At 34.0% G+C, this 10,811-nt stretch carries 12 protein-coding genes; 2 read left to right on the plus strand and 10 right to left on the minus strand.

The window, feature by feature from the left end; all coding sequences use genetic code 11:
- Positions 1 to 140: 140 nt before the first annotated feature.
- From AAFN64_RS09770 to AAFN64_RS09800, 7 genes are read right to left on the minus strand one after another with little or no spacing between them, the layout of a single operon-like run.
- Positions 141 to 479 (minus strand): hypothetical protein, encoded by a 339-nt coding sequence (locus AAFN64_RS09770; RefSeq protein WP_347760291.1) that lies wholly within the window; start codon positions 477 to 479, stop codon positions 141 to 143.
- 19 nt (positions 480 to 498) lie between these two features.
- Positions 499 to 1,137, minus strand: a complete 639-nt coding sequence (locus AAFN64_RS09775) for a DNA methyltransferase (RefSeq protein ID WP_347760292.1) — start codon at positions 1,135 to 1,137, stop codon at positions 499 to 501.
- Positions 1,134 to 1,445: a hypothetical protein gene (locus AAFN64_RS09780; RefSeq protein ID WP_347760293.1), complete on the minus strand. Its 312-nt coding sequence runs from the start codon at positions 1,443 to 1,445 to the stop codon at positions 1,134 to 1,136. Before AAFN64_RS09780 ends, AAFN64_RS09775 begins: the two co-directional genes overlap by 4 nt.
- Before the next feature lie 22 nt (positions 1,446 to 1,467).
- A complete protein-coding gene (locus AAFN64_RS09785; RefSeq protein ID WP_347760294.1) occupies positions 1,468 to 1,932 on the minus strand; it encodes a hypothetical protein in 465 nt (154 codons plus the stop codon).
- A gap of 1 nt (position 1,933) precedes the next feature.
- Positions 1,934 to 2,176 carry a hypothetical protein gene (locus AAFN64_RS09790; RefSeq protein ID WP_347760295.1) on the minus strand — a complete coding sequence of 81 codons (243 nt, stop codon included), beginning with the start codon at positions 2,174 to 2,176 and terminating at the stop codon, positions 1,934 to 1,936.
- An 11-nt stretch (positions 2,177 to 2,187) separates the two neighbouring features.
- A complete protein-coding gene (locus tag AAFN64_RS09795; RefSeq protein ID WP_347760296.1) occupies positions 2,188 to 5,166 on the minus strand; it encodes a hypothetical protein in 2,979 nt (992 codons plus the stop codon).
- A gap of 9 nt (positions 5,167 to 5,175) precedes the next feature.
- Entirely contained in the window at positions 5,176 to 5,430 is a 255-nt protein-coding gene (locus AAFN64_RS09800; protein WP_347760297.1) for a hypothetical protein, read from the minus strand.
- Between the two features lie 500 nt (positions 5,431 to 5,930).
- Here AAFN64_RS09800 and AAFN64_RS09805 point away from each other — a divergent pair, with 500 nt between their 5' ends.
- Both AAFN64_RS09805 and AAFN64_RS09810 read left to right on the plus strand, forming a co-directional pair.
- Entirely contained in the window at positions 5,931 to 6,641 is a 711-nt protein-coding gene (locus AAFN64_RS09805; protein ID WP_347760298.1) for a S24 family peptidase, read from the plus strand.
- 24 nt (positions 6,642 to 6,665) lie between these two features.
- Positions 6,666 to 6,989, plus strand: a complete 324-nt coding sequence (locus tag AAFN64_RS09810; protein WP_347760299.1) for a hypothetical protein — start codon at positions 6,666 to 6,668, stop codon at positions 6,987 to 6,989.
- Positions 6,990 to 7,717: 728 nt separating this feature from the next.
- On the opposite strand, the gene AAFN64_RS09815 is transcribed toward AAFN64_RS09810, so the two are convergent.
- The 3 genes from AAFN64_RS09815 to AAFN64_RS09825 are packed head-to-tail and all read right to left on the minus strand — an operon-like array spanning position 7,718 to position 10,453.
- Positions 7,718 to 8,326, minus strand: coding sequence for a DUF6705 family protein (locus tag AAFN64_RS09815; protein ID WP_347760300.1), 609 nt, complete (start codon positions 8,324 to 8,326; stop codon positions 7,718 to 7,720).
- Positions 8,327 to 8,358: 32 nt separating this feature from the next.
- Positions 8,359 to 8,967, minus strand: a complete 609-nt coding sequence (locus AAFN64_RS09820; RefSeq protein WP_347760301.1) for a DUF6705 family protein — start codon at positions 8,965 to 8,967, stop codon at positions 8,359 to 8,361.
- Between the two features lie 7 nt (positions 8,968 to 8,974).
- Positions 8,975 to 10,453, minus strand: a complete 1,479-nt coding sequence (locus AAFN64_RS09825) for a hypothetical protein (RefSeq protein ID WP_347760302.1) — start codon at positions 10,451 to 10,453, stop codon at positions 8,975 to 8,977.
- Positions 10,454 to 10,811: the final 358 nt, after the last annotated feature.

Genomic DNA, 10,811 nt, shown 5'->3' on the forward strand with positions numbered 1-10,811 from the left:
AAAAATCATGTATACAGGTAGATGTTCTTTTTTTGCGGTCTGCGACCATCCATTTACATTTTCGTACCAATTGATAATTGACTGCTTGACGTTTATTTTTTGATGTATGCTTAATTCCTTGTATATCATTGTTTTAGTTTTTAAGAGTTATTTTTTATAAAATTGGTTACTTCATCAACTTTGGAAATGCAATGCTGCGCAAGTTGGCACAAACTATTCCAATTACTAATTGAAATAGGTATTTCTGTACCGTCGTGAATTACTATTATAAAATCACAATCCATGTTTATTGTTACCTTTTGAGAGACAGTTCCATTATTTGATAAAACTGATTGTGTAGCAGAGACGTAATGAACTTTTTCAAACAACTGAAACTTTGTATGTTCTGCTAAAGCCTGACCTACTTCAATTAGTTCATCTAATCGAATTTCAAACGTTATACAGTTGTCATTTTGCAGATTGTTGTTTTCTGTTTGCATGGTTTTAAGGAATTATTGATTAAAAATCTATTCTTAACTGTTTTACGGTTTCATTAAATCGATTTCTTGCATCGTTTAAGTAATTCTCATCTTTTTCAATGCCTGTAAAATCATATCCTAATTTATAGGCGGCTATCGCACCGCTGCCGGAACCAAGATGTGTATCAAGTATTTTCATTCCTGGATGCGCAAAATCAATTAAGCATTGTTCATAGAGTTTAACCGGTTTTTGGTGGGGGTGTATTTTTTTTGTTGTTTCACAAACACAACAGCCGTTCCATAAAAAATAATATTTCATCAAGGGGTATTTTGTAAATGAAGTATAGGCGAGTTCGCCGGCCGATCCGAACTGTTTTTTTGCATCTTTACCTTTATCCCAAAAAATTAAATTGTTTGTTGGCGGTAAAAAATTCCAGTAATAGTTACAACCCCAAATTATTTGATGTTTAGAAACTCTAAATAACTGATCGAAATATTCTTGACCTGGTATAGTGTTATTGAAATCATTAACATGATCATAAAATTGTGAGAACTTATCTTTTTTCCAGTTTTGGCCAATTCCGTAAGGCGGATCAACAATAGCCAAATCAAATTGGTTATCTGCAAAGCCTTTCATTATTTCCACACAGTCACCGTGTATAAAATCTGTTACTGTCATATCTCTCTATATTTATATCTTTTCAATGTAAATCGTTTTTCAGCGGCTAATTCTTCGCGATATCTGTCCAATCTATATTGGAGTTCTTCGGATAGTTTATAGCCAAAAGGAACGCCATTCCGATGAATGAAAATCACTATCTCATCGATACGGAGTAACCGGACAAATAGCGGTTTGTCTCGCGATAGGTTAGGCCTATTTTCGGCGATTATCTCGTTTATTTCGGCGCGTATTTCTTTTTCCGATATTTGAAGCCTGTACAAGTTGTATAGTTCGTCCTTATCTCTGATTCGTAATAATTCTTTCATTTTGGTTGGCGTTTTGTAATTTTCAATGTATTTTTTCTATGAAATCGGTTAATTCAATGTTTAGCCGATCAATGGTTTTTTGGAGTAGTTCTATTCGTGGGAGTAAGACAATGTTTTTAACTTCCTGGACTGTGTTTATTTGCATTGAATTATCCAGTATTGGAAAAAAATAATGATCTGATATGTTTGTATGTATCGGAAAATCAGGCAACGTTTCGGAAAAAAAATCACCCGGAACAAAAGACTCGTTAAACGTTTTAGACATTTCCCGTTTTATATAAACCGTTAATTCTGCTGATACATTATTTAACTCACAGGTTAAATAGTTACAAATTCCGGCTGACATATGATGTTCTTCAAGGAAATCAGCAAAGGTGCTGTAATCGTCAAATGGTATCAACATAGCGTATTTATAATCGGTTAAAACCCAATTTAAACACTTTACTATGTCGTGTTTTCTCTTTAAAAATGTATCGATACTCATCATGTTATGCGGCTTTAGGATTGTTATTTTTTTTATAAATGTCTCTATACAGTAGCCTTATTTTTTCCCAAACGGACGGCTCATCTTTCAATGGCTTATCGCGGTAAATGTTGTCTCCCATTTTTTCAATTCCACGTGTGGAAATGATTAACCGGTAATGCCCTGGTACAACTGTCGGTATTGGATAAATTTTAATATCATTATCCAGGCACCATTTCAAATAAATATTGAACTCCGTGTTTTCCATCGTTATTGGTTTTAAAATGGTACGTCAGTGTCTACTTCTTTTTTGTTAAATAATTCCTGTTGTTCCGGCTCTGATTCCGATTCAGGGTTGTCGGTCAATGGTTCTTTGACAACATTTTCGGCTTTGATATAAAAACACTCAACCATAGAGTTTTTTTGTTTTTGTGGATCGTATTGGTTGATCATTATTCGCCCATCACTTGCGCGTTTTTCTTCATCCGGGTTCAACTGCCATCCGTTTAACTTACAGTAGTTTTGTAGTGATGTTCGGAACGCTTGGGCGGACTTAGAGGACTTACCTACAAAGTCTGAATAATCGCGCATCATCTCTTTGCGTGGGATTTTTGTATTTAAATTGTCAGCTATAAAATAACTGTTTGCCCACTCTATAAATGAATCGCCGATACCGGATTTTAGGTTATTGATTTTAATATTATCATCGGGCGCAACAATATCCAATTGACGGTTTTGTAAATAAAATTGGCAGCATTGAAATAGAAAATTGAAAAACTTAACCCACTCGGAATTATCCCAATCAGCATACAACTCTTTTCCATTGAAATCATGTGTTATCCGGCGTTCTTCTCTGTAATTGTCGTTTTTGGCATGATAATAGTCAGAATATGAGATAATAAATACACGTCTCATCGTGGAATCATCCAAAGACGGTATACCGTAATTAGATGTAATTGCCACTTTGGGAAACTCTTGAAACGAAAGTTCATATTGCCCGTTGTTTTTAGGATTAACCTTCACCGAAGACGTTATCCATGTGTACAGAAAAGAAATGTCTATGTATCGGTCAATGTCTTCTATCAACAAATAATCATTGTTTTCAGTTACACCTTGCAACAAGTGGTTGTTTGTGGTCATGTTTTTGTCCTTACCATTCAAGAAAAATCGGTTAGTCAATAAATAATCAAGACCATCGAACATAACAGACTTTCCGGTACCTCCTTTGCTGTCGCTGGTTGAATCTTTAACCGCGTTATCCATTGAATAAATAAGCCGGGCGTAACTCTTGCGTTTGTACCTGTGCATTAAATATCCAATAGCAAAGCATTTGGATAAAAAGTGTTGCTCTTGTTTAATATGTTCGTCAATTGAAAGGTTATCACCGTTCAGATTAAACCGGTTTTTTTCGTGGTACGCTTTCTTTTTTGATTCATCGGTGAAAGGTTCTTCCAGTTCTTTGCGCCAAAAAACACGGCTTCCGTTGATCAAATAATTTTGGTACTGACAATCCGAACGGAGTATTTTTACTCTATTATGGCCTAATTCGTCGGTATAGTATTTGAAAAATTGATCTTCCGGAAAAATATTATGCTTGATAATTGATTTATCCCAAGCATAATTTAAGGCCGTTCCGTGCTTTTTAAAATCAATGGAATCAGCACTAATTTTTACAAGTTGATTTTGGAAAAAAAAGTACTGGTTTTCCGAATCGTAGTTTTTAAAATTCAACTCGATATCAGAAAGCCCTAATAAATGATTTTCATTAAAATACGGTGTTGACAGTATTAAATTTGCAACGTCAATTTTTTGGCCTTTTTCCTTAATGTAGTTAAGGCAGAAACGGCGAATATCTCGCGGACTTACCCTACGGACAATGTTACCTTGAATGAATACAAAAATTATCTGTTCATCCGTAGAAATATCGATGTGTTTATGTGCTATTTTATAAGTGTAAAAATTATTTACATTTAAAAAATAGTGTAGGTTTGACAGGTTTATTTTATAGGTGATCGATCCGTTTTTAGCGGTTTTTTTATCGAAAAATTTGCATTTTAAAGCTGTTGGCAATAGTAAATTGAAATACTCTTTCAATTTTTCTTTGTCGCATGACTTGTAAAAGCCCATCCAGTCTCGGAAGTCTTTACCGCCTTTGGTCATTTTGTCTTTAGGAAGCCATAAGGACAACATTTCCCAGTGCTTACCGGCTACTTCTTTACCGTACTTTTGGCCAGGCGCGTCAATATCCGGAATGTTGATCACTTTTTTTGCGATCGTTTTCAATAGTTGGTATTCCTTGCTATTAATTTGTTCGCTTTCAGAGCCAAACCAAATAACATCATTATCAAGCGATGCACAGTTTAAACCATCGGTACCGCCGGATAGTACAAACACCTGATCAAGCATTAAATAATTTAATTCTTCGCGTAATTCTTCGATATAAGATTTATCCTTAGATGTCGCTATTTCACGTTTAATATCTAAAATTCGGTCATAGTTCGTTTTGTTTAAAATCCGGTCAAGGCCGTAAACGTGACGTTCCGGTTTGGTTCCTAAATAAGAATGCTTGGACGAAAAACCGGATTCGTTTTTAGTTGCTTTAGGTTCGTATAATTTGCACCAATTGTTTGTTGATTCCTGCTTTGTTTTTGGTTTAGATTTTCCGGTTACTGGTACCGGATAAACGTTTCCTTCAATATCCTTTTCCAAATAGGCGAAAATTGGATAATGATTCGTTGCGGTAACCGTTAGCAACGTTTTGCGATTCGTTTTGCTACTGATTATTACTTTTTCATAGTATTCGACCTCTCTAAAACCGTATTCAATAGCTAATTCCGGCTCAATGAATGGACCAATAGTGGACAGGTTTCCGTAATATTTAAATACAACCTTCCAATGGTTTTCCGGCAGATCAGTATCGGAAAAATCTTTTTCCGGTTTATAGAATGTTTGTCCAGGTAATAAGTTGAAATCAGCAGCGATTTTTTTAATAGCGTCACCCATTTCAATACCGAAAAAGTCCATAACAAAAGTGATCGGTGATTTAGCCTTAGTATCTCCAAAGTCTTTTAAAAAGAAAATACCGTCACGATTTACCAGTACACAGCTAGGCGTTTTCTCTTCATCGCGTAGTTTGAACTTTTTCTTTCCGTTTTCCACACCGGCAGGAAGCGACAAATACTTATTGTAAATGTCTAGTCCGCCATTTGTAGCCTCGAAAATTTGTTCTGTCGTTATAGGGTAGTTATTGTTACTCATGGATGTAGGCTACTTTAACAATGCTTTTTTTTGGGCTTCAATTTTTTTTTGTTTCGCGATCGTGTCGGAAACGAGTTTTGCGATTTCCAATTCGACCGCTGGGTTTTCTATTTTTCCTTTAACAATCTTCTGGATTGATTCGGGAGAATAGGAACCGCCACGGGCATTTACCACTTTACGGCGGTTCAGCCGTTTAATAATGGCCGGGGAGTATTTGGAACCCAGTACTGATTTTATTTTTTCCTGTTGTGCTTTGTTGATCATAGCTATTTTAATAAAAAAGAAACTGCTATATTTGAGTAGGTGGCGCGCTAACCACTCGCGCCCCGATGGTCGTATGAATGTTGTTAAATTAAATGACAATGTTGAGTTGAGTCTCACGGATGAACAATTGGCTATTTCACTTATTGCATTTGCCTTTGTTCTTCTTTTAAAAAAGTAGACTTAACGCCAAAAAAGTAGCGACCAACTTTTTTAAGAGCGGGATTATCCCGCTCTTTTTATATAGCAGTTTCAGTATTTCAATTAACCTTTGGTATAATAATTGACTTACAAAGCGGGTGGCAATGTTTAATTGAAAAGACCTTTTAACCAGGTGTTTTTCAATGGTTTTTTATTGCCTTTTTTTTAGCGGAAAAAAAAATGTTTTATTATTGGTACCTTTCGATACAAATACCTTAATTTTATTTTCCGTTTTAATTCGGTTTTGTTTCCGTTTCAATTCCGCTTTAAATCCGTTTTGTTAAACAAATATAGTATAAATTTTGACTAAAAAAATAAATATAGACGAAAAATATACCAACATAAAGGAAAGAGTGTTGTATTTTGCTAAAAATCAGAATATTGGCATCGAATTTTTTTTAGAATCTATCGATATGAGTTACGGTAGTTTTAAAGGTAAAGCAAAGGAGGGTAGTTTGAATTCAGACGCAGTGGCAAAAATTTTGACCACATATCCTAACATAAATATAGAATGGCTGCTTACTGGTGTTGGAAGTATGGAGAAAGATAAAACAGCAATATTCAGTTTGAAGTCAGATCGTATAATAAAAAATCAATCTGTACCATTGTACAGTATAAAAGCCTCTGCTGGTATCGTTACTTTATTTGCTGATTCGTCAAATACTAAACCGGTAGACTATATAGAAATACCTAACCTTCCCAAGTGTGATGGTGCGCTTTACATTACAGGAGATTCTATGTATCCTTTATTGAAGTCGGGAGATATTGTAATGTATAAACAATTGAGTAATGTAAAAGAAAATATAATATTCGGAGAAATGTACTTAATTGGATGGCGAATGGATGATGACCCAATGATTACAGTTAAATATATTCACAAAAGCGAAAAAAGTAATGAACACATAAAACTTGTTAGCGAAAACAAGCATCATCATGATATAGAAATTCATTTATCAAAAATAACAGCACTGGCACTTATCAAGGCTAGCATAAGAATAAACACAATGAGTTAATTACAATAATCAAATATTATTTATATGAAAAAAAACATACTTTTTTTAACTATGGGCGCAAGTCTTAGTTTTTTGGTAGCTTTTAATGTATTTTCTCCTAATAAACAGGCGGAAGTTAATGAGTATGAAGGGAAGCTTATATTTTCAGATTGTCAACCAACGAATAAAAATTATGATGTTGTAGGTCAAGAGAAATTAGGAACCCTTTACAACGGCATGAGTTATCAAACGATAAAAAAGAAATTACTTAAGAAAGCAGAAAAAACAAACATCCAATTTGACGGAATAATACTTGAAGACGACGGAACCGGCCAAAACTTCAAAGGAATATTGATAAAGTTTAAATAATACATTTTTTTGTATTATTTAATTTTTGTATTATTTTTTGTATTACCTCGTAAAGTGTTGATTTTACTACATTTTTCCTTTATAAATACAAATAATACAAAAAACAATAATAAATAGAATAAAAGGGAAGGAAAAACAAAAAAAAGACCGCCTACAAAAAGGCTGTGCCTTCTTTAATGGTGTTTTTCTATGAAAAACGGTTTTAGTAATCCCTTGAAAGGGGATTACTAATAAGGTGTTGATTTTTGCGAAAATCAACGGTTTTTTGTTTATAAAATAGCAGGAAAGGCCTGTAATTATTAGTTATCCAGCGATTTGACCTGTGTCAATTTTGTGTCAGAATCATTAATTTTTTAGCTATTTTATAAGTGTAAAGTGCTGATTTACAACATGTGCATAATAGTGAAAATAGGTATTAAGAATCCCTCTTTCTCCGCCACTTTTGAAAGCCCTGATTTTAAATCAGGGCTTTTTTTTATCCTTAATGTTATCTTTTCTTAGTAGGGCACGGATTAAAAATCCGTACTAACAGGTTACAAATCCGCGCTATCGAGTATCTTAATTCCAGACAAAAAAAATACCTGTCTACTTTTAATTTAAGTAGACAGGTATAAATCCTTACTGCAAGCTAAGCCTACGAGTTCCGAGTTAAGGGCTTGAAAGATCGGTTTGTTTAACAACCGGACATCTGGCCGTTTACAGGAACGAGGTAAACTTCCTAAAAAACTCTAAGGTTGTTTTGTTAAAACATATTCTCCATAAGGAACACGCATTTCATCCGGCGCCCCTTCTTGAAGCATTACAGATGTATCGTTCTTATATATCCTAGCAATTATCCTTTCTACTCCATTTTCATTTTTATATCGTAAGATTACAGCATTGTCAAGATATTTTCTTTCAGGATCTGTAATATACAGTTTTATTCTTCTCTCATTTTGAGAACAATCATCACACTTAGGAAACAAGTTTTTTGTCCATATTAAATTGCCCCAAATATTGTGATATCCTGCCTTAGCAGGCGGATTAATCATTTGACTTAAAGTATTTATTTTTTCAACACCATTTTCAATAAATCGATATTCCCCAACTAATAAATCTTCATAATAATTCTTTGATTGATAATGGTTAAATGTTAGCTTTTTTATCTCAAAAGTCAGGCTAGTACTACCCTGTATGAGTTTCCAGGTCCCAACATATTTGTTAAAATCATTATCTACATCTTTATTATAAGTTCCGTTTGTAAAGGCTAAATCGCTATCACTTGCAAGTGAGACCACAGTCTGTGCCTTACAGGAGAATAGGACAAATAAAGCAAGCGTTGTGAAAATATATCTCATAGTTGTATTTAGTTACAGCTAATACTATCTAATTACGGTTGCTTTATCAAAATATATTCTCCATAAGGAACACGCATTTCATTTGGAGAACCTTCGGGTTGCATAATAGAATTATCACTTTTATATATTTTGACAATTATCTTTTGGGTTCCATTGTCATTTTTATATCGTAAAACAATAGAGTTACTTAAATAGGTTCTTTCAGGATCAGAAATTGATAATTTAATACGACGTTCATTCTCTTCGCAATCACTGCATATAGGGTACAAATTTTTTGTCCAAATCAAATTTCCGGAAATGCTGTGATCATCTCCTCGTAGTGAGTTATTAGCAAGCAATGATAATGTGTTTATAATTTCAGTCCCATTATGAACATATTTGTATTCTCCAATTAACAAATCCTGATAGTAATTTTTATACGGGAAGTATTCAAAAGTTTTCTTTACTAAAGAAATTGTTAGTGTAGTATTACCGTTTTGATATTTCCAAGTACCGATATATTTACTAAAATCATTATCAACATCTTTGTTATAAGTACCATTTGTATATGCTGCATCGCTATCTACAGCAAGAGGCACTATAATTTGTGCTTTACATGAGAAGAAGGTTAGCAACATGAGAATTTTAAGAATATATTTCATATTAACATTAATTACAGTTTATTTCATTTATCGGTTTGTTTGTTTTAGTCTCTGGATTTTCATTCAAAGCTAATTTAGTCCATTTGGTTAGATTATCGTCAGCTTTATACAATGAAAGTTCTAAGCCATTATCTTTTAGGAATTCTAAAAATATCGTTTGATAATTTGCTAATGCAAAGCTACTGTTATCGATTTTTTTATATTTTCTTCCTAAAGCTCTTTTAAAATCTTCACGCTTGCTATTATCCGAATAAATGGCTCTTAGCTTTTCCAATGCTTGAATATTATCAGCAGATATAGCATAAGTTCCTATATTCGAAACAAGTATATGGACAGGTATTAATGGATCTGGAATTCCATTATTTGCAGTATAATTATGCCCTTGATAAAATTTATCCAGTAAAAAGAGATCCGCTTCCGAGAACATTGAGAAATGACCATTCAAATGGCAATGTATTCCTCCAAAAAGCAGTGAATTACTGGAATAATTTACATGATTGTCACCTGTATTAGCCTCTGGAACTTCTGATACGACAAGATTTCCTTTTCCATTATAGGATAAATTGAATCCTTGCTCTTTAACACCTGTCAATGATTGATCTGTTTTTAATTTTTTTATTGCCGCTTTAAAATTAAAGCTTTTCAACAACTCATTCAATTTGTCACAATGCAAAGGAGGTTCAATCCAATCTTCAACAGGTACCGTTATTATATTTGGACAACGTGGACAATTACTCGGAGGATTAGAGTTTCCCCCACTTGGATCTTCATCACCGCCACCGCCATTACCGGTTTGCCCTCCGGTATTACTACCTCCGGTGTATTGACCTGCTCCGGCTCCAAAACTTCCTCCTCCGCCAACGACGTCACAGGTTATTGAGGTTACCCCATATAAATAAAGAGAATTTTGACAATCTTCACCCCGAACATGCTCTGGTCCGATTTTATTTCCATCTTTATGTTCATTGCACATCATTATCGTAGCTGTATGGCAAACAATATCTTTACCTGATAATGATGTAGTATAATTTATCGGCATTAAATCAATGTCTCCCTTAAATATAAACGAGCCATGTACACCTGAATGTAAAGGCTCACTAGGCGTATACTTTAAAATATATGCACTTGGTTGTCCTATGCTGTCTACGTTGATCACAAGGTTTTCAAAATAATCAGGGCTATTGATTTCCCGTGTAATCTTAAAAGTGTAGGAAGTTTTAGTACCATCTTCTATCACCTTTGCGCCATGCGGTACGATGCTGAAATTGTACTGAACTTCCATAGCTGTACGGGATTTATCCCTGTTAACATAAACTTTATTATAGGCAGTAACAAACTTGCTTTCACCAAGTAATTTATCCAATGATGCTTCTCTAATCTTGATTTTAGCCGCATAGTTTTCGTTACGAACGACTTCCTCGTTCAGCTCACAGCCAGTAAGCATCACCAGGATCATAAAAATCCATACTTTAAAAATAGTTTTCATAATTGTTATTAAAATGCGTGTGCAAATATTACCTTCTCAAAATCAATCCAATTACGGTTTTCCCGTAGTTAAGACATTTTGTACCAAAATGCAGTATAAACACGTATAAACATTGTGATACTTTTCTTGCAATAAGTATCTGTATAACTTAGAATGTTACAGTTAATTATGCTTTGAGTTCAAACGAGGCCGATCTTACAATTGGTAGAGGCAATCCTTTTTGATCAATTAATAAAACTATGGAGGTGTTATATCCAACAGACAGAAAAAGATTTTTTTCTAATTATTGATTATAAATAGTTCTTTCTTTTCACCCGTGACAGAAGGGATATAAAATCTATAGATGTGTAAATGTGCT

The sequence above is a fragment of the Flavobacterium sp. CAU 1735 genome, assembly GCF_039888695.1.
Classification (GTDB): domain Bacteria; phylum Bacteroidota; class Bacteroidia; order Flavobacteriales; family Flavobacteriaceae; genus Flavobacterium.

Coding starts and splice junctions, on each gene's coding strand:
- AAFN64_RS09770 (WP_347760291.1), bottom strand. CDS start 479: ATGCAAACAGAAAACAACAATCTGCAAAATGACAACTGTATAACGTTT.
- AAFN64_RS09775 (WP_347760292.1), bottom strand. CDS start 1,137: ATGACAGTAACAGATTTTATACACGGTGACTGTGTGGAAATAATGAAA.
- AAFN64_RS09780 (WP_347760293.1), bottom strand. CDS start 1,445: ATGAAAGAATTATTACGAATCAGAGATAAGGACGAACTATACAACTTG.
- AAFN64_RS09785 (WP_347760294.1), bottom strand. CDS start 1,932: ATGATGAGTATCGATACATTTTTAAAGAGAAAACACGACATAGTAAAG.
- AAFN64_RS09790 (WP_347760295.1), bottom strand. CDS start 2,176: ATGGAAAACACGGAGTTCAATATTTATTTGAAATGGTGCCTGGATAAT.
- AAFN64_RS09795 (WP_347760296.1), bottom strand. CDS start 5,166: ATGAGTAACAATAACTACCCTATAACGACAGAACAAATTTTCGAGGCT.
- AAFN64_RS09800 (WP_347760297.1), bottom strand. CDS start 5,430: ATGATCAACAAAGCACAACAGGAAAAAATAAAATCAGTACTGGGTTCC.
- AAFN64_RS09810 (WP_347760299.1), top strand. CDS start 6,666: ATGAAAAAAAACATACTTTTTTTAACTATGGGCGCAAGTCTTAGTTTT.
- AAFN64_RS09815 (WP_347760300.1), bottom strand. CDS start 8,326: ATGAGATATATTTTCACAACGCTTGCTTTATTTGTCCTATTCTCCTGT.
- AAFN64_RS09820 (WP_347760301.1), bottom strand. CDS start 8,967: ATGAAATATATTCTTAAAATTCTCATGTTGCTAACCTTCTTCTCATGT.
- AAFN64_RS09825 (WP_347760302.1), bottom strand. CDS start 10,453: ATGAAAACTATTTTTAAAGTATGGATTTTTATGATCCTGGTGATGCTT.